General features: G+C 44.3%; 21 protein-coding genes, 2 tRNA genes and 3 pseudogenes. 7 read left to right on the forward strand and 19 right to left on the reverse strand.

Annotation, left to right across the window (positions count from 1 at the left end; translation table 11 throughout):
- Window positions 1-95: 95 nt before the first annotated feature.
- Complete coding sequence (locus tag A3L04_RS10670; RefSeq protein WP_331711177.1) at window positions 96-1,100, forward strand: hypothetical protein; 1,005 nt, start codon at window positions 96-98, stop codon at window positions 1,098-1,100.
- Here the strand turns inward: A3L04_RS10670 and A3L04_RS10675 are convergent.
- From A3L04_RS10675 to A3L04_RS10705, 8 genes are all read right to left on the reverse strand, one after another.
- Window positions 1,069-1,821, reverse strand: a complete 753-nt coding sequence (locus A3L04_RS10675; protein ID WP_068577952.1) for a PH0542 domain-containing protein — start codon at window positions 1,819-1,821, stop codon at window positions 1,069-1,071. The genes A3L04_RS10670 and A3L04_RS10675 overlap by 32 nt on opposite strands.
- Window positions 1,822-1,886: 65 nt before the next feature.
- Window positions 1,887-1,964 (reverse strand) — tRNA-Gly (locus A3L04_RS10680).
- A gap of 345 nt (window positions 1,965-2,309) precedes the next feature.
- Window positions 2,310-3,572 carry an ATP-binding protein gene (locus A3L04_RS10685; RefSeq protein WP_068577954.1) on the reverse strand — a complete coding sequence of 421 codons (1,263 nt, stop codon included), beginning with the start codon at window positions 3,570-3,572 and terminating at the stop codon, window positions 2,310-2,312.
- Between the two features lie 55 nt (window positions 3,573-3,627).
- Complete coding sequence (locus A3L04_RS11345) at window positions 3,628-3,810, reverse strand: hypothetical protein (protein WP_231963761.1); 183 nt, start codon at window positions 3,808-3,810, stop codon at window positions 3,628-3,630.
- Window positions 3,811-4,203: 393 nt separating this feature from the next.
- The gene (locus tag A3L04_RS11350; protein ID WP_231963762.1) at window positions 4,204-4,392 is read right to left on the reverse strand and encodes a P-loop NTPase family protein; all 189 of its coding nucleotides are present in this window, start codon (window positions 4,390-4,392) and stop codon (window positions 4,204-4,206) included.
- Window positions 4,393-4,814: 422 nt separating this feature from the next.
- Window positions 4,815-4,892 (reverse strand) — tRNA-Gly (locus A3L04_RS10695).
- 50 nt (window positions 4,893-4,942) lie between these two features.
- Window positions 4,943-5,350 (reverse strand): PIN domain-containing protein, encoded by a 408-nt coding sequence (locus tag A3L04_RS10700; protein WP_068577956.1) that lies wholly within the window; start codon window positions 5,348-5,350, stop codon window positions 4,943-4,945.
- Window positions 5,338-5,574 carry an AbrB/MazE/SpoVT family DNA-binding domain-containing protein gene (locus A3L04_RS10705; RefSeq protein WP_068577958.1) on the reverse strand — a complete coding sequence of 79 codons (237 nt, stop codon included), beginning with the start codon at window positions 5,572-5,574 and terminating at the stop codon, window positions 5,338-5,340. Before A3L04_RS10705 ends, A3L04_RS10700 begins: the two co-directional genes overlap by 13 nt.
- Before the next feature lie 430 nt (window positions 5,575-6,004).
- Here A3L04_RS10705 and A3L04_RS10710 point away from each other — a divergent pair, with 430 nt between their 5' ends.
- Window positions 6,005-6,274: a hypothetical protein gene (locus A3L04_RS10710; RefSeq protein WP_068577963.1), complete on the forward strand. Its 270-nt coding sequence runs from the start codon at window positions 6,005-6,007 to the stop codon at window positions 6,272-6,274.
- On the opposite strand, the gene A3L04_RS10715 is transcribed toward A3L04_RS10710, so the two are convergent.
- The 4 genes and pseudogenes from A3L04_RS10715 to A3L04_RS10735 all read right to left on the reverse strand — a co-directional run bounded on the left by A3L04_RS10715 (window position 6,271) and on the right by A3L04_RS10735 (window position 8,020).
- A complete protein-coding gene (locus A3L04_RS10715) occupies window positions 6,271-6,612 on the reverse strand; it encodes a cupin domain-containing protein (protein WP_068577965.1) in 342 nt (113 codons plus the stop codon). The two genes, A3L04_RS10710 and A3L04_RS10715, sit on opposite strands and share 4 nt — an antisense overlap.
- 318 nt (window positions 6,613-6,930) lie before the next feature.
- The gene (locus A3L04_RS10725; protein ID WP_068577968.1) at window positions 6,931-7,137 is read right to left on the reverse strand and encodes a hypothetical protein; all 207 of its coding nucleotides are present in this window, start codon (window positions 7,135-7,137) and stop codon (window positions 6,931-6,933) included.
- A 16-nt stretch (window positions 7,138-7,153) separates the two neighbouring features.
- Window positions 7,154-7,252 (reverse strand): annotated as a pseudogene (locus A3L04_RS11470) (nucleotidyltransferase domain-containing protein); the annotation flags it as partial.
- A 42-nt stretch (window positions 7,253-7,294) separates the two neighbouring features.
- Window positions 7,295-8,020, reverse strand: coding sequence for a tRNA-binding protein (locus tag A3L04_RS10735; RefSeq protein WP_068577970.1), 726 nt, complete (start codon window positions 8,018-8,020; stop codon window positions 7,295-7,297).
- Between the two features lie 83 nt (window positions 8,021-8,103).
- Here A3L04_RS10735 and A3L04_RS11475 point away from each other — a divergent pair.
- From A3L04_RS11475 to A3L04_RS10745, 3 genes and pseudogenes are all read left to right on the forward strand, one after another.
- A pseudogene (locus A3L04_RS11475) lies at window positions 8,104-8,348 on the forward strand (4Fe-4S dicluster domain-containing protein); the annotation flags it as partial.
- Window positions 8,349-9,863, forward strand: a pseudogene (locus A3L04_RS11150) (aldehyde ferredoxin oxidoreductase C-terminal domain-containing protein); the annotation flags it as partial.
- Window positions 9,864-9,932: 69 nt separating this feature from the next.
- Window positions 9,933-10,187, forward strand: coding sequence for a MoaD/ThiS family protein (locus A3L04_RS10745; RefSeq protein ID WP_068577972.1), 255 nt, complete (start codon window positions 9,933-9,935; stop codon window positions 10,185-10,187).
- On the opposite strand, the gene A3L04_RS10750 is transcribed toward A3L04_RS10745, so the two are convergent.
- Window positions 10,168-10,503, reverse strand: coding sequence for a hypothetical protein (locus tag A3L04_RS10750; RefSeq protein ID WP_068577975.1), 336 nt, complete (start codon window positions 10,501-10,503; stop codon window positions 10,168-10,170). The genes A3L04_RS10745 and A3L04_RS10750 overlap by 20 nt on opposite strands.
- 72 nt (window positions 10,504-10,575) lie before the next feature.
- Here A3L04_RS10750 and A3L04_RS10755 point away from each other — a divergent pair, with 72 nt between their 5' ends.
- Both A3L04_RS10755 and A3L04_RS10760 read left to right on the forward strand, forming a co-directional pair.
- Window positions 10,576-11,031, forward strand: a complete 456-nt coding sequence (locus tag A3L04_RS10755; protein WP_084448884.1) for a HEPN domain-containing protein — start codon at window positions 10,576-10,578, stop codon at window positions 11,029-11,031.
- On the forward strand, window positions 10,994-11,344 hold the full coding sequence (locus A3L04_RS10760; RefSeq protein WP_331711179.1) for a nucleotidyltransferase domain-containing protein: 351 nt from the start codon (window positions 10,994-10,996) through the stop codon (window positions 11,342-11,344). Before A3L04_RS10755 ends, A3L04_RS10760 begins: the two co-directional genes overlap by 38 nt.
- On the opposite strand, the gene A3L04_RS10765 is transcribed toward A3L04_RS10760, so the two are convergent.
- From A3L04_RS10765 to A3L04_RS10790, 6 genes are all read right to left on the reverse strand, one after another.
- Window positions 11,307-12,293: a DHH family phosphoesterase gene (locus tag A3L04_RS10765; RefSeq protein ID WP_068577978.1), complete on the reverse strand. Its 987-nt coding sequence runs from the start codon at window positions 12,291-12,293 to the stop codon at window positions 11,307-11,309. The two genes, A3L04_RS10760 and A3L04_RS10765, sit on opposite strands and share 38 nt — an antisense overlap.
- Window positions 12,241-12,585 carry a DUF3194 domain-containing protein gene (locus tag A3L04_RS10770; protein ID WP_068577980.1) on the reverse strand — a complete coding sequence of 115 codons (345 nt, stop codon included), beginning with the start codon at window positions 12,583-12,585 and terminating at the stop codon, window positions 12,241-12,243. The genes A3L04_RS10765 and A3L04_RS10770 overlap by 53 nt, the downstream gene beginning before the upstream one ends.
- 23 nt (window positions 12,586-12,608) lie before the next feature.
- Window positions 12,609-12,962: a prefoldin subunit beta gene (locus A3L04_RS10775; protein WP_068577982.1), complete on the reverse strand. Its 354-nt coding sequence runs from the start codon at window positions 12,960-12,962 to the stop codon at window positions 12,609-12,611.
- 21 nt (window positions 12,963-12,983) lie between these two features.
- Window positions 12,984-13,889 (reverse strand): hypothetical protein, encoded by a 906-nt coding sequence (locus A3L04_RS10780; RefSeq protein ID WP_068577984.1) that lies wholly within the window; start codon window positions 13,887-13,889, stop codon window positions 12,984-12,986.
- Between the two features lie 48 nt (window positions 13,890-13,937).
- The gene (gene serK / locus A3L04_RS10785; RefSeq protein ID WP_068577986.1) at window positions 13,938-14,666 is read right to left on the reverse strand and encodes an L-serine kinase SerK; all 729 of its coding nucleotides are present in this window, start codon (window positions 14,664-14,666) and stop codon (window positions 13,938-13,940) included.
- A gap of 430 nt (window positions 14,667-15,096) precedes the next feature.
- Window positions 15,097-15,891, reverse strand: coding sequence for an HAD-IIA family hydrolase (locus A3L04_RS10790; RefSeq protein ID WP_068579573.1), 795 nt, complete (start codon window positions 15,889-15,891; stop codon window positions 15,097-15,099).
- Window positions 15,892-15,941: the final 50 nt, after the last annotated feature.

A 15,941-nucleotide genomic window follows, 5' to 3' on the forward strand; every position in this document is an offset into this window, starting at 1 on the left:
ATTGAAAAATCTACAATTGAAAAATTTATTAGCAAGTTGTAGGATAATTGCTAGATATCCCAGGAAGTCTTAAATAGAACATTGGTGTATCTTCAATGGGAGATAACATGTTCGGGGGAAGAAAGGAGGAAAGAGCCAACTGGGCGTTTTTTCAGGAGCACTATCCCGAAGTTGTGGAAGGCCTAAAGGAATTGAGAGAATGGGAAAGTGTAAAGAGTGCATTGGCTGATTCAGAGAGGCTTGGAGACTATTCAATTTTAGCACTAGCAGCTTTAGTAGCTATGAAGAGGGAACTAAGTCAGGATATTGATGAAATTAGGGAAAAAGTGTACTCACTGTTTTCAAAGCTGGATGGTCTTAGGACAGATACAGATAATAACTTCAAGAAGATAGAAAAAGAGATAGAGGCCCTCAAAGAGGCTATAGACGAACTCGACAGGAGAACATTAGTTGTCTCAAATCTAGAAAGGGTTCTCCCAAGGATAACTGAGATAGAAGAAAGAATGATGTCGTATCCCCTAGAGGTGGCAGAGAGCATTGAAAAGAGAGTAAGAGAGAGAGTTGAAAGAAGGATTGAAGATATCGTGATGGAAAAGCTAAATGAGAAAGTAAAGGAGCTTGAGATGAAGGCAAATTCAACAACCCCAGAGGTCATCAAGGAGATAATTTCAAAATACGACTCCCTCATAAAGGAGAACATTGAGCTACGGAAAAAGCTCGAAGTTAGAGAGAAGGCTATCAAGGACTTAAGGGAGAAGCTTGCCAAGCTTCAGGAGGGAGTGAAAGAAGTTGAAGCAATAGAGAGAAAAGTAGAAGAGTATGGAAAGCTCGCTGAAGAGCTCAAGGAGATAAAGATAAGGTTGGCGAAGATTACGGGAAGTTATGATGTCAAGGAGGCACTTAGAATCATAGAGAGGAACTACATTCCAAAGTCAAAGGTTGAGGAGCTTGCAAAAACCGTGAAAGCTTTAATGAAGGAAAATGAGGACCTCAAAAAGGAGAATGAAAGGCTTAAAAAGGAACTTGAAAGGATAACTCAGGCAGTAAAAATGCTTGTAGAAGAGGGAATTATTGAGGCTGAGACCTCTCAAGAAGAGTAAGCCTTGAAAGTCCCTCCCTTACAGCCCTCATTACGAGCTCACTCGGATCCTCGAACTCCTCCAGTCTCCGGATTATAACCTTTCTGAGCTTGTCATTTAGGGTTGCTAAGTGCACTAAAGCCTCAACGGCACTTGCTCTAACAATTTCATCCCTATCATGAAGCAAACTTATTATCCTGGGGAGAAAGGGGCTAACAAATCGGAAGTTATTCTCCCCCATAGCCTCTATGAAGTTTAACGCTGCAAGTTTATCTTCCCTTCTCTTGGAGGTCAGCATTTCAGCAAAATCTCTAGCTATAACACCCATAAGCTCGGGATTAGCCCGTGCAATTTCTTCTAAAGCATAGCTAACGTTTATCTTGGTCTTAGCATCTCCTATCCTATAGTTGGCAAACAGAACGGGAATCATCGACCTTATCAACTCCGGCCGATCCTTGGCTATCTGACCAAACGCCCTTGCTATTTCTTGAGTTAATGGTATAGCCTCACTTTTCTTTATCATTGCAAACAACTTCTTGATTAGAGGCTCATATAGGTCCTGCTTGCTTTTTGCAATGACTAGGATTATGGAGAGGGCATTCTTCGCTACCGTCCAGAGGTCATCATCTAACAGTTCTATGAGCTTTTTTAGAACATCTTCCTCGTACTTTGCAAGTATAAGTATTTTATCAAGGTTCTCGCTATTGGCCAGGGACTCCCTTATGTCAAGCTCTTCCTCCACCGCCTTACACCCCTACCTCTAAACTCGAATTTCCAGGGATAAATATTTGGTGGTTAGAAAAGTTGTGGTGCGGTGGCCGGGATTTGAACCCGGGTCTCCACCTTGGCAGGGTGGCGTCCTAGGCCAGGCTAGACTACCACCGCACAAACCGTTATTTACTCACCATTAGTCAATTTATAAGAGTTTCGTTGGTGGAGAGCTTCCATGTGATTTTATAACACACAACACCAAGCTTTAACATCTAAAAATATCCTTTTTTAGTTCTGTTTTATCAAAATCTCTGTCGTTGAATTATGCTTTCACACCCTGTTCTAATAACCACGGATAGATGCAGGAGGTCTTCCAAATCTAGTTCTTATTACCTCCTTTTTTAGAAATTAATCTATGTTATCGGGATACTCCTCGACCTTTAAGCGTCTTTATTGTGAACCTCAAGCTCCACATACGATCCCTCAGTTGTCCCTATTTTCCCGCATCTCTTTCGGAATTTACACCAAAAGGAACTTCCAAAGTGGGATCACGTCCACCACAAAGGAGCCAACCTTTATTTCATCCTCTTCATCCAAGGTTACCACTTTCAAATTCCCGCACTTTAAAGCCTTTCCGGCCTTGACCAAAGCTGAAATCTCCCTCTCGTAACTCTCCTCCAAATTTAAGGTCACCTGAATCAACTCTCTAACTTTTCCAGCCTTTGTGACGACGAAGTCAACTTCCCCTCCTCCATTATAATAATACAGGTTCATCAAGGGATCGTAGTAGTGCTTCCTCCTCAGGAGCTCCATAAAAACAACGTTTTCCATGTCCCTAGCAACGTCCTTTTTCGTGAAGAGGGAAAAACCAGTATCAATAAGATACACTTTCTTTGGGGCCCTTTGGGATTCCTTTTCAGAGTAAGCAAATTTTGGAAGAAAGAAAAAGAATAACGAATCCTCAAGGGCTTTCATGTATTCAAGGACGGTGACCTTTGAAGCACTAACTTCGGACTTTACGAAGCGGTAAATGGAGGAGTATGATGCATACTTCGCATAGCTTGAGAGCAACAGTTTTATGATCATCTCAACCAGGGCAACGTTCTTTATCCCATGCCTCTCCACGACGTCCTTGGTAATCATTACGGAGATGTATTCCTCAAGTATCCTGACCTTATCCTCCATCAGAACGACCTCAGGGAACCCTCCGAACTTTAAATATTCCTCAAGGAGAGCCTTTATCTTGTGAACTTTTCTACCGTAGAAATCGCGCGGTTTAATTTCAATTCCCTTAAACCTGAGGAACTCCCTGAATGAGAGCGGGAAGAGGGTGTAAATGATTCCCCTCCCCCTAAATTGCGTGGCTATTTCCTTGGAGAACAACCTTGAGGAAGAGCCAGTTAAAGCAACCTTAAATCCCTCCTCCAATAGATACCTTACTCCAACCTCCCAATTGGTCACGTTCTGCACTTCATCAAGGAGGAAAACAATGTTCTCACCAATGTTCTCTGGATAAAGGTCAAAGTACGCATCGACTATCTTGGGAAAGTCCTTAGCGGATGTCCCAAAGAGCAGGGGATTTTCAAAGTTTAAGTAGACATGCCTTTCCTTCTCGTCAGTTATCATTGAGTAGAGGAGGTACGTTTTCCCAGAGCGCCTCGGTCCTACTATTATAGTGGCTTTCCCCTCGGTTAAGCTTGGCTTGAGTTCACGTTCAATTACCTTGGGTAGTTTTCTCTCATGAAATAATCGGATGTACCTCTTGACGTCTTCTGTATTCATGGTTCAATATTCCGAACCATTCCTTTATAAATATTGGTCTAGTTAACTGAACCAACTAAAGCGCAGACACGAAGAGTTGCCAGGGATAGAAAGCAATTCTGTCCCCGATCTCATACTTCCTTCCCACTACTATTCCCCTCTCAGCCCCAACCCTTTCCATAGTCATCTTCACTTGACATTTCTCCTCCTTCCCGAGCCCAACTTCAACGACTATCTTCTCGTTCCCCAGCTCGAGCACGAAGTCAGCAACTCCTTTGCTTGGCTCATAACTTAGCCTGCCGTTCCTCTTCCTCGCAATGAGGTAGAGGTAGAAGGCAACGACATCCCCGAGGAGGGATGCGAAGACTTGCTCCTATTTATACCCACCTTGTAGATGTAGAGCAGGGCGGACTTTATGGGAACCGTTAGGAACTTAACTTGGGCTTTTGCGGGTGACCTTGGAAATTGAACCATGAACTGGATCTTCTGAACAATGCCTGCTTTCTCGAGGGCATCGACGAGCTTTATAACCGCCCTTTAGCCAAGCCTAAGGTCTTTGCTTTACATATTCAGTTACATCATCTAAAACAGCTAATGGCACTTCTTTAGCTCGAGAATTTGAGGCATGAGCTCCGGGAGAGAGTTGCCCGTTTTAAGCCGATGATACTCCCTGAAGGTCATAGGTCATCGGAAAGAGCTTTCTATGGAAGGCCCTTCCAGCTAAGTCGAAACTCCCCTTCAGCTTTATTGCGGAAGAGCCCATTGCAATTAAGAGGAATCTCTTTTCATCATGAAGTATCTTAAGCTTCAGATCCCATTTTTTCCTCGTACTGGACTTCATCAAGCAATATTATCGCCCTTTCAGGCTTTACGATCCTTTTATACGTCTCTAAAACTCTAAAAGATTTAAACCAAGGGCTTGAAGCCGATCCAAAGACAGGTAAAGGATATGATTTTGAGACATCTTTGAGGTTACATAGAAGTAGAGCTGGGCCAGAAAAGTAGTTTTACCGACACCTCCAACACCAAGAAGCAATATGGTGTCGGATCTCCCTCTCTCGATGGTACCACTCAACCCTGGATATTACTCAACGATGCAGATCCCTCTTTTCGAGTTTGTTGTAAGGTTGGAGGAGGGACTGTTAAGTCAACAGGTATTCCCCTATAGTCATCCAGATGAACCACAAACCCACCTGTTTGGTCATTAGAATGACCAGCTTAGAGGAATTCAACTTGCAACCCCTAACCCTCAAAGAAAAGTTGTGGTGCGGTGGCCGGGATTTGAACCCGGGTCTCCACCTTGGCAGGGTGGCGTCCTAGGCCAGGCTAGACTACCACCGCACAAACCGTTATTTACTCACCATTAGTCAATTTATAAGAGTTTCGTCACTTTAAATATTCTCTGGAAGTAAATCTATCCCAAGTTTTTTGGCTCTTTTTCTCAATTTTCTATCATAGGTGGCTAAAGTTCCGAATTCCTCAGCCACCCTTAATATCATTGAATCATTATAATGCCTCAAGCTAAGACCTCCCAATTTTTCAAATGTGGGCAATAAATGCTTCCTATCATCAACTAATTTCACCCTGGGATCAAGAAGAATCCGAGAAAGAACATCTTTAGCAACTTTCGATGAAATTCCAAATTCAGCTAAGTTCCATATGAACTCATATACTACAACAACAGGAATTATTAGCTCATCAAGGCTCTCTAGAATTTTCCTAGCTTCCCTGTATCTTTCAGACCTTTTGTTTATTGAGTATATAAGGACGTTCGTGTCAATAACAGCTAAACTTCCCATTTTGAGGCCTCCGAGAGAGCTTTCCTTATGTTCTCTTCGATATCTTCTGGAGAGAAATCTCTACCGAGGTCTATACTTGGCCATTCCTTGTCTATCCTCTTAATGACTATCTCATCTCCTCTCAATTCAACTTTGAGGTATTCCCCCATCTTAATCCCCAAAGCTTTTCGAATCTCAGCTGGTATTGTAATTTGATAGTTTCTCGTGACCTTTGTTATTGGCATAGGTGATCACCATAGTATAGTAAGTATGTTGACAATTTAAGTGTTGTTCCAGAAATAAAGTTAAAAATTCATTGTAACTATGAAAAGTTGGATGGTGTTATAATTCATTGGGAGGGGTTAATGAACAGAAATACAAAAGTAATTATTGGGGTGGGCGTGGTTATCGTTGTTCTGTTGCTGTTCCTGCCAATAGTTTCCGTGACGTACACCACTACGGTGCCCCGGCAGAGAAAGTTCTTAAACCCTACGAAGTCACTGAGCAGAAGAGCAGGCTTCTTCTGCATGATAAGCCAACGGTAAAGGCAGGCACTACATTTACTACAGGGTCTACATTGACGTTTCCGACAAGAAGAACAACGTTGTAAAAGGCTATGTTGAAGAGACCGCCAGGTACGATATAAACTTTTACGTCTTTGACCAGAAGGGATTTATGGCGTGGAAAAGCGGAAATCCAGCGACTCCATATGTGGAGGCAAAGAGAGTGAAGTACTACGAATTCAGCTTCGTTCCTGATCATACGGACTACTATTTCGTCCTCGACAACGGCTATTCATGGTTCACGAACAAAGTTCCAGAGATAGAGGTAACGTGGTACTATAAGGTCACGATAACAAAGTATAGGGAGGTTACTGAAACGAGGTACGTGAAAGTCAACAAAACAGAGAGAGTAAGCATGATAGAGCTAATCCTGGGAGGCTAAAGCCATACTGTATCTTCTTCCCCGCGGTAGTTCATCTTAACCACGAGCAGCTTGAAGGGCTCATCGCTTTCATTGATTACCCAATGAACCGTTCCTGGGGCTACTAAGTAGATATCCCCAGGCTTTGCCTCGAATTCTTTCTCCCCTATTCCCAGCCTCGCGGTTCCAGAAATTATGTAGAAGAGCTCGTACTGAAACTTGTGATAGTGCTTTCCCACCTCGGCCTTAGGCTTTATCTCAACTATCTGAGCATAATTACCCTCTGGGAGTTTACCCTCAAACAATGGAACCTTAACGTAGCTTCCCCTATCAATTCTTTTCTCAAGCTCGGCCCTCATTTTTAACCACCAGCTTATTTTTCACGAAGTTAATTATCATTTCCGCGAGATATTGCCCTTTCAGCATCGTACTCATCAAAAGTCTCATGAGGAACCCTTTAAGGAGCTCATTTAGATACCTAGTGGGGATATAGTATTTATCTAGAACACCTGCCTTAAATATTTTCTTAAACTCCTCGTCGTATTTAATAGGCCCTTGCACAGATCAGAGACAGAATGCCCGAATACAACTTCTTCCCCCCATATGATATAAGTAAGATTTCAACGCTTTCTCAGCGACTTGTTAGGCTAAGAAACAGGCCAGATTGTACTTTTTCATTAAACACAAAACTTTACATCTTCAAGATTCCTCCCACCTGCCTTAACTACCTCATGGCTTCCTCCTTGGGACTTCTTCTTATAAATGACGACATCCTCCCTTAGGGCTTTCTTAATGATAAGGAGTATCTTCATAGCTTTAAACTCATCTGGAGTGTAAACGAATATATCAGCCGCAACTCCAGCGATTTCATAGTACTCATCCAACCTATCAAGGAACTTCTTATCGGTTTTCCTTGACTATTATCAAGTCAAGATCGCTTGTTTCTCTAACTTCTTCTCTTGCAAGGGAGCCAAAGAGCATGACTAACCTAACGGATTCATACTTCTGAACCCCCTTAGGATCCTATTAAAGGCCCCCTAATCATTCCTTTAAAAACGCCTCCACGAGGTTTCTTGTCTCGTTCAATGCCTCCAATGGAATTCCCTTAGGCAAACCACCTATCTCACCCTTCACATCCTTGAGGACTCCCTGTCCTGCTCCCAGGAACATTCCCTCACTCACTATCCCGAAGAAGCTCCTCGGGGGTAGTAACGCAACTGCGACCCTATTCCCTTCCTTCACGGTTAGATCGTTAGTAACGACGGTCACGGCCCTCTCCCCGATGTTCACGTTGGTAACGAGTAGCTTATCTGCATTAGGATGCTTTCCTACACTCATCACTTCGCCAACAACTATATCAACAGCAATTACGGGATCGTTGATTTTTCCAAGCTTTAACCTCCTGTCCAGCCCCAGGATCGTGTTGAGGAAGAACTTTATCTTCGCAACCTGCTCCTCGACCTTTTCCCTCTCGTCCTTACCGGCCTGGCTTATGAACTTGTGATGCCAGTCTTCTCCACCTAGGGCTTCAATTATTCCCTGGGCCTTCTCCTTGAGAGCCTTCATCTGGGGGGTGTCAACCAACTCCTGGGGATCGAGGTAGCTATACCTCATGGCCTGTATCTCAGGGATCATTTCTTTAGCGAGCTTAACCGCCTTCTTCTTGTCCCACTGTCCCCTGAACTTTGCCCCCTCTATAGTTCTCAAGAATAGCTCAACGGCCTTCTCAGCAACTAGCAACCTGTAATCCTTACTGGTGTCCCACATGATGCTCCCCTTCCCTACTTCCCTGGCTACTCTTAAAAACCTATATAAACACGTGAAGCCAACTACATATTTAGGTGTCTTCAATGGGAGCGGAAAACGGTGAAAGGATCTGGATACTGGTAACACTCGATAAATGTAGTGGTTGCAGACTTTGTGAGATAGCTTGTTCAATAGAGCATGAAGGTATGATATGGCCAGAAGCTTCACGAATAAGGATAAAGGATATATGAAATCTTAACCAGGAGTAAACATTCCACACACGTGCGTTCAATGCCCTGATTATCCCTGCGTTAACGCATGTAATTTCGGTGCCCTAAAAGTGGATGAAGTTTATCTCTTCATAAATGATGATAAGGTAGAAATTAGAGAGGCATCAAGATATTGGGGAATGGGCGGGATCGAGCTATACAAAACGCTAGTAAAAGAAGTTCATGAGGAGTTAAAGAAGAAATCTAAGCTTTGTGGTGTACCAAAGGAACCGGCCGTTATGTATATTGGAAAAGGAGGAGAGAACAGAGTTAGATTCGCTTCCATAATGAGTAAATGGGTACACGCTGCTGGATACGGAGGATTTGGAGCGGTTATGGGAAGCAAAAATCTAAAGGCAATTGTTGTAAAGGGAAACTGGCCATTACCAAAAGTCTACGATAGTGGAAAACTCAAATCTATGCTTAGGGAGATACAAAGGGAGCTCCTAACCCTAACGACTTTTAGGCAGTGGGGGACTGGAGCAGGAGGTTACAGTGTTGGTAGGGACAGATCGAGTCAGCCAATAAGGAACTGGCAAGAAGAGTACCATGAGGATGAAAGGATAAGCGTTGTGAATTTTGAACTCAAAGCATGGATAAAGAAGTATTGGGCAGATTATGGTTGCCCAGTAAACTGTATGAAGATATCGTACCTTAGGTACGGCGAGTACAAAGGAGCGATAACGGATGCCCCCGATTATGAATTAATGGCTTACATGGGGACTAACCTTGGAATTTTTGAGCCAGAAAAGATAGTTTACTTATCGTAACTTAGTAGATGAACTTGGCCTTGACGGTATAAATGCTGGAAATGTCTTAGGATTCGTTGCAGAACTTTACCAACGTGGAATCTTGACTGACAAAGATTTGGGAGTTAAGGTGGAATGGGGAGATGAAAAGGCATTTGCAAAACTCTTAAAGCTGATAGTTGAAAGAAAGGGCATTGGAAATGTCTTAGCTGAAGGTACCTACCGCGCAGCCCTTAAGATTTCCAAGGAAAAGGGAATCGACGTTACGAAGTATGCAGTTCAAGTCAAGGGGATTGGAGTAGGAGCTCACGGAATTAGGAGCAACTAGATTACACCAAGGACATAAGCTATGCCGTATCGGTTCAGGGTGGAGATCACACATCAACTGCAAGTTTACCACCGAAAAGCTACGAAGGAGAATTAATAAACGCATTCTATGACTCAGCGGTAATTTGTATGTTCACAACAAAACCAGGATTTGAAAAGATCCTTGAGTTTGGAAATGCAGTTACAGGATTGGACATTACTCCAGAGAAGTGGATTAACGAGATAGGACTAAGGATAATCCACCTCCAAAGGATACTCTTGCTGTTGGGAGGGCCAGATGTATATTGGGATCCAAGGAAAGATGATGAGAATCCATCGAGGTTCTATGAGCCCCTGCCCACTGGGCCCATGAAAGGTAGTGCGCCAAACAGAGAAGACGTTAAGAGGAAAGTCCTTGAGTACTATAGGCAAATCGGCTATGACGAATACGGAATTCCCAGGGAAGATATCTTAGAAAGACTAGGGCTAGAGGAAGCGAAACGAGAGGTCAAGAGAATAAGGAAGAGGCTTGGAGTATAGGACTACCCCTAGAAGTTCGAGCTTCCAAATCACAAAAAAGGTAACTATGGTACAGGAGGAACGACGAATATGAGAGTAACGGTAATATTATACGGAAACCATGCCCTAAAATACGGCCCCAAGATAGAGATCAAAGTTAGAGAAGGAGAAAGGGTAGGCGAAGTGCTTCGAGAACTCAAGATAGCACCAGAAGACTACCATCTATTAATAAATGAAAGAAAGGTCGATGAGAATTACCAGCTAAAAGATGGTGACACCGTTAAAGTTCTTCCGATAGTATATGGGGGAAATAGCATAACAGATCTCACAGCTTCCTTTCTTTAACTCTCTTATCCCACTCCTCAAGCATTTTATCCAAAGCCAACAGCTGATTCAGCCTTATCCTTACCTTCTTGTTCTCCCAGTCTATCGAGCCCTTAAAGTCGTTCAGCAGATCAAAGACCTTCTCGGCCTCATCCTTGGGCAGGAACTTACCGTAGAACTCCTCACCGCAGTGAGGGCATTTAAATGTAAAGTCCTCCAAAGCCTTTATGAAGTCATCCTTGCTCTTAAGGAGTTCGCTAAAGTTATCGAGGGTTAGCATTTGATCAATGATATCCCTCCAGTCAAGGGGCGCACCGCAAACCGGACACTTCGCCATGACCTCACCCTGAGGAATTTCGCGGAGAACGTTAAAAACGTTATTTGACATAGGAAATTTTAGGGTGGTGGAATGCACTACAAAGAGGTCGAAGTGCTGTTGAATAAATCCGCTGAGTTCATTGAACTTGCAGAAGTTGCACTGGCTAGGAAAAAATATGATAGCGCGGTGTTCCTAGCTGAACAGGGACTTCAGCTGTACCTTAAGGCCCTTATAGTGAAGTACGCAAATATTAAACCTAAGACGCATTCATTGAGGGAACTACTTGGATTTCTCGCCGAGGCAATAGAAGCCCAGGATAAGATAAGCGAGTTCATAAAGGAAAGCAGGAAAATTTTAAGGGAGCTAGAATCAGCATACATTCTCGCGAGGTACGAGCCCAAGGTTTATGAGAAAGACGAGGCAGAAGAGTTAGTGAAATTCGCAAAGGACGTCATTAAATTTGTGGGGGTTCTTGCAGATGAATTCGAGAGAAGAATTAGTGAAGAATATGATAAGAAAGGGGAGAGAGAGGTACATCATGATTAAAAACTATCGGAAGTATCTTCCCGCAATAGAGAGGGCATGCAGGGAGATTTTTGGAGAGTGTGAAATGTACATTTTCGGGAGCGTCCTAATGGGAAAATTTACAGCGGGAAGTGACGTTGATGTTCTGATAAAGGTCAAAGAACTTCCAGATGAAACCGATATCAGGGAGAAAATTGAAGAGCTCGCGGAACTCCCCGACGATCATCCTTTTGAGTTCCACGTAGTTGATGAGGAAGGATTTAAGTACTACAGGGACGTCCTAAAGGCAAGACTGGTTAAGATAAACTCTTCAAAAACTTCTCAATCTCCTTAACAAGGAACTTCATTGCCTCACCTAAGTTCTTCTTGCCATTAGCTCCAGCAGCCCCAGCGTGGCCTCCGCCGGAACCCTCAATTATCGGCCCAACCTTCTCCATAATTTTGCCGAGGTGAAGTCCCCTCTTAACGAGGTAATCCTTGGCCCTCGCCGAGATTCTAACCCCACCTTTATCGCTACCGACTATAGCAACGTCAGCCCCCAACTGGAGGAAGACCTTACAGGCTAGAGCCTCGTACGCAGAAACTTTTGACGTCACAACGACGAACTTTCCCACTTTGTGAATCTCCATCCTCTGGCAGGCCTTAAGAATGGCCATTCTCTTCGCCTGCTCCGTATTTTCATCGCTAACTGGAGCGACAAGCTGAGAGATTTCAGGTATTGAGAAGTCGTAGAGATTTAGTATCTCGTACACAGTCTTGAAGGTCTTAGCGTTTGCATACCTGAAGTTCGATGTATCCGAGATTATTCCGGCAAGGAGAACTTTTGCGGAATCCTCATCCCTGTACTTGAATTTTTTGAAAAGCTCCCAGACTATCTCAGCTGTAGAAGTTCTCATAGGGTCAATGACCGCTATGTCCGCGGGTATCGGATTTTCCTTCTCGACGTGATGATCAATGATAACTATTGTGGATGATGCAGGAATTTCAATTGGCTCGAGCTGCTCAAGGGATGAGGTATCAAAGATGAACACAATCCTTTCATCTATCTTGGGGTTCTTCTCTATTGGAACCCTTGAAAGTGCTATCAATCGCCTTGAATAACTAGCCACGCTCTGGGCGACACCAATCCTAACTCGAGTAAACCCCAAGGAGAGGAGAAAGTTTGAGAACGCTATCGCGGAACCCAAAGAATCAGGATCGGCGTTGTGATGACATAAAAGTATTATTTCCTCATCCCTCTCTAGGTTCTTCAGTAAATTTTTCAGCTTCCTCTCCCCTTTCATCTGATTTCCTCCTTAGATACCTCTCAACTGCCTCATAGGCCTTATCTATGGCCTCTTCAATTAAGGAATCAACGTCAACCTTGACAAATATTGGAACTTCGATAAAAACCTCTATCTCTAAGTCAAGGGTCTCACCATGGTTTATCCTTGCGGTAACCTCCATATCCCTAACTTCGCTCTTCGCGAGATGATCAAATATATAGTCAATTATAACCTCCTGGGCTATGCTACCCACTTCAATCAACTCTTCTTCACTTAACTTCGGAAGGCCTATGTGAACGACCTTCTTCATCAATACCACCAAAAATAAAGAAATCAGCCGGCAGTTGGCGGCCTTAAGGCTGCCTGGATCTTCTGGGTTAACTCCTTAACCTTCTCGTTGATCTTCTGCTCTTGCCTGTTGAGAGCGTTAAGCCTGACCTCAAGGGTTTCAACTTTCTCTTTGAGCTCTTGGAGGGCTTTATCTTTTGTAGTCTTAACTATTAGAGTTCCAACGGTCTTGTAGATGACTGCATCATCTGGCAACTTCTCTATCTCTTCCAAAGCCTTCTTTGCCTCTGTAAGGTCAGCCTGAACTTTCTGCTTCTGCTGGATTACAAGCTGAAGTTGCTGCTGATAGCTCTCAAGCTGACCGAGCATGGCCTGAACCTGGGGAGGAATGTTCTGCATTTTAACATCCCCCAGCCTATGTTAAGATTGCAACTTAAGAACCTTACCGAATTCAATGTTTATCGTCTCTGGGGACCTCCAGATGTAGGCCCCCTCACCCTTATCTATAAATGCTCTTAAACCAGCAGGAACGCCTTGGCTCTCGTATATTGCCGATTGAACGTCAGGATCGTTGTAAAGTAGTAAAGTGGGCCCAGGAATCGAGAGAACTTGATCCAATGGATACCTTGTCCCTAATATGGCAACCCTTCTCCTTGCAGGCCTCGTTAGGAGGGGCAACCCAGCATTGCCGGCCCCAGTGAAAGTTAGAACGGCAACGTCGTAAAGGCCGTAAACAACCCTCCTCTTATCTTCCATTGCCGCAGCCAGAATAAGAAAGGCCATTCCAGTTAGCGTCACGCTGTTCAACCCGCTGAGATCTATAAGCCCACTCTCAGGGATCCTAACTGGATCTCCGGAGAAGAGCATCTCGTCGAGGTCAGTATAGCCCTCCAAGATTACCTCGCTGTAGTTCTTCTTGGCCCTGACTGCATCCGCTATGGAATTAACCTTTCCGGTTACGAAGTCAGCGTAGAGCTTATCGGTCGAAGCAGAATCAAGCTCATAAATCGTCTGGACTATTGTAACGGCCGAGTATGGATCTTTTATTATGCCCATCCTCGCCATCTTCAAGGGATCCAATCCAGCGGGATTTCCCTCTTCTATTCTAAGGACACTCTCGAAGAGTCCAGTTGGGAAGTGGCCAGAGGTGTCAAAGACAACTATAGAGTAACCCTTCTCCTTGTACTGGGCTAAGAGGTATTCCATGACCTCCACGGGATCATCATCTATCCCTATCACCTTCAATGTTCTTCCATGGTAGATTGGGTCGTAGTACACAACACTATCATTTTCCAAGATCTTCACGGCAAGCTTAGAAACCTTCATGACGGTCCACCTAAAAAGTGTAATAAAAGAAAAATATACGGCTTTCGCTCAGAAGAGATCCTCGAGTTTAACATCGATCTTGTCCGGGATGAATGGAAGAACGTGCCTAGTTGTCTTAGGAGAGAACACTTCACCCTTCTTCACGAGCTCCATGACTTCCTCCTTCGTTGGGGCCTTCCTAATGAAGATGTAGTCTATCTCTCCCTTCTCCATGTCCGCCTTGGCATCTTCCTTAAGGCCGTAGTAGACAAGCTCTATCTCCCCGGCCTGATCCATCTCATCCAAAACCTTGCTTACCTTCTTCTGCTCCTCAAGCTTCCCTGGGATCGCATAGCTCTTCTCACCGACGAGGGCAAATGCTATCTCTCCTTTCTCAGCCTTTTCTTCAGCCTCAGGATCCTCAATCACCTCTAGACCCTCGGCCTTAAGCCTCTCTATTACCTTGTTAACGTCTCCCTTAAATGCAGGATACCATGTGTAGACTTTAACCCCTTCATCAAAGTAGTCCAGAATTACAGAGGGAGCCCTCTTTGCGCCGAGCTTCTGTAGACCAGCCCAGCGGTGGTGACCGTCAACTATCAAGTACTCATCAGTTCCTGGGATCTTAGCTAGAAGCATCGGCTTCCAGAATATGCCACTACCGGTAACGCTCTCTATGAAGTCCTCAAGCTCCCTCTGGACGAGCTGCTCGTGCGGCTTCATTTTGTCAAGCTCAATAAACACGTATTCAACTTTCTTAACTGGAATGTCATACTTAGGAACCTTCTCGACACCCATGACAACCACCACTATTTCAAATCTATAAAATGTATTAAAGCTTTGGGGAACATTAATTGTCATTTCGCGTACATCAGCTTAAGCCTGTAAGAGTGCCTCAGACACTCCTCACCCATCATCTTTAGGATATCCCTAACGCTACCGTTAGCCTGGGCCGAGAGCTCCAAGTATATTCTAGCTAACAGCTCCTCCGCAATTATGGCTTCCCTTATAAGCTCTTCAAGCGACGAAGGCCCATCCCTTATCTCGGGAAATACTAGCTCTCCCTTTAAGTTGAGATCAACTGTCGATAGGGTTTTCTGATGCCTAAGGCTTTCCTAGGCCAAGAGCTGGAAAATATCTATCAGGGGAGGATCTTCTTGATTTGCAAACATCTCTCCAAGCTTGTACAAATTGTAGAGCTTCCTCTCTATTGCCATCAGCTCGTCCCTCATTCTACCACCTTCAGATAATCAATTAATCTTGCGACGCTGTCTAAGACCAAATCTGGCCTTATGTTGAGCTTTTCAATATCGTTCAGGGTGTGAACTCCGGTTAGAACCATTATCGCCTTCATTCCAAACTTTTTAGCGAAAGCTATATCAGTATCAAGCCTGTCCCCAACCATCCAGATCTCCTCTACACCGAGCTTCTCCTTGACTATCTCGTACATGGGCTCATTAGGCTTGCCAATTATCAGAGGTTCTACCTCCGTGGAAGCCTTTAAAGCGGCAATTATTGAGCCTGCCCCAGGATAGATACCCTCCTCCCCTGGGAACGTTGTGTCGGGGTTCGTCCCTATGAACTTAGCCCCATTCCTTATCGCCAGGGTCGCGTACTTGAGCTTCTCATAGGTTAGCCTGGGATCGAGGCCAACGACCACGTACTTAACTTCCCTCCATCCACCCTTTCTGGCATCTTCTACCGTAACGAGACCCCAGCCAAGCTTATCCATCTCCTTAACTAAGCCCTCACCGCCAACGACGAATACCTTCCCTGGGTTAAAGTGCCTCTCCATGTAAAGCCTAGTGGCCAAGCCAGATGTAACAATTCTATCCGCGGGAACCTCTATCCCCATCTTAGCCAACTTTTCCCTGTACATTTCCGGTGTTTTCGTTGAATTGTTGGTTAAGAAGAGGAAAGGCACGTTATTTTCCTTCAAGAACTCCACTACTTCCTTGGCCCCAGGTATCGGCTTATTGCCCCTGTACAAAACCCCATCCATATCAAAGATTACCCCTATCATCCTCAACTCCCAAAGCCTCTCCTTGAGCCTACTTTTAAACATGAGCATTG

Origin of the sequence: Thermococcus chitonophagus, assembly GCF_002214605.1 — an archaeon.
Taxonomy (GTDB): Archaea; Methanobacteriota_B; Thermococci; order Thermococcales; family Thermococcaceae; genus Pyrococcus; species Pyrococcus chitonophagus.

Excerpts from the sequence above, each read along its gene's own strand:
- A3L04_RS10790 (WP_068579573.1), bottom strand. The coding sequence starts at position 15,891 with ATGATAGGGGTAATCTTTGATATGGATGGGGTTTTGTACAGGGGCAAT.
- A3L04_RS10705 (WP_068577958.1), bottom strand. The coding sequence starts at position 5,574 with ATGCCAATAACAAAGGTCACGAGAAACTATCAAATTACAATACCAGCT.
- A3L04_RS10670 (WP_331711177.1), top strand. The coding sequence starts at position 96 with ATGGGAGATAACATGTTCGGGGGAAGAAAGGAGGAAAGAGCCAACTGG.
- A3L04_RS10715 (WP_068577965.1), bottom strand. The coding sequence starts at position 6,612 with ATGAGGGCCGAGCTTGAGAAAAGAATTGATAGGGGAAGCTACGTTAAG.
- A3L04_RS10760 (WP_331711179.1), top strand. The coding sequence starts at position 10,994 with ATGATAAGAAAGGGGAGAGAGAGGTACATCATGATTAAAAACTATCGG.
- A3L04_RS10765 (WP_068577978.1), bottom strand. The coding sequence starts at position 12,293 with ATGAAAGGGGAGAGGAAGCTGAAAAATTTACTGAAGAACCTAGAGAGG.
- A3L04_RS10745 (WP_068577972.1), top strand. The coding sequence starts at position 9,933 with ATGAGAGTAACGGTAATATTATACGGAAACCATGCCCTAAAATACGGC.
- A3L04_RS10710 (WP_068577963.1), top strand. The coding sequence starts at position 6,005 with ATGGCGTGGAAAAGCGGAAATCCAGCGACTCCATATGTGGAGGCAAAG.
- A3L04_RS10780 (WP_068577984.1), bottom strand. The coding sequence starts at position 13,889 with ATGAAGGTTTCTAAGCTTGCCGTGAAGATCTTGGAAAATGATAGTGTT.
- serK (WP_068577986.1), bottom strand. The coding sequence starts at position 14,666 with ATGGGTGTCGAGAAGGTTCCTAAGTATGACATTCCAGTTAAGAAAGTT.
- A3L04_RS10685 (WP_068577954.1), bottom strand. The coding sequence starts at position 3,572 with ATGAATACAGAAGACGTCAAGAGGTACATCCGATTATTTCATGAGAGA.
- A3L04_RS10770 (WP_068577980.1), bottom strand. The coding sequence starts at position 12,585 with ATGAAGAAGGTCGTTCACATAGGCCTTCCGAAGTTAAGTGAAGAAGAG.
- A3L04_RS10755 (WP_084448884.1), top strand. The coding sequence starts at position 10,576 with ATGCACTACAAAGAGGTCGAAGTGCTGTTGAATAAATCCGCTGAGTTC.
- A3L04_RS10700 (WP_068577956.1), bottom strand. The coding sequence starts at position 5,350 with ATGGGAAGTTTAGCTGTTATTGACACGAACGTCCTTATATACTCAATA.
- A3L04_RS11350 (WP_231963762.1), bottom strand. The coding sequence starts at position 4,392 with ATGAAGTCCAGTACGAGGAAAAAATGGGATCTGAAGCTTAAGATACTT.
- A3L04_RS10775 (WP_068577982.1), bottom strand. The coding sequence starts at position 12,962 with ATGCAGAACATTCCTCCCCAGGTTCAGGCCATGCTCGGTCAGCTTGAG.
- A3L04_RS10750 (WP_068577975.1), bottom strand. The coding sequence starts at position 10,503 with ATGGCGAAGTGTCCGGTTTGCGGTGCGCCCCTTGACTGGAGGGATATC.
- A3L04_RS10735 (WP_068577970.1), bottom strand. The coding sequence starts at position 8,020 with ATGTGGGACACCAGTAAGGATTACAGGTTGCTAGTTGCTGAGAAGGCC.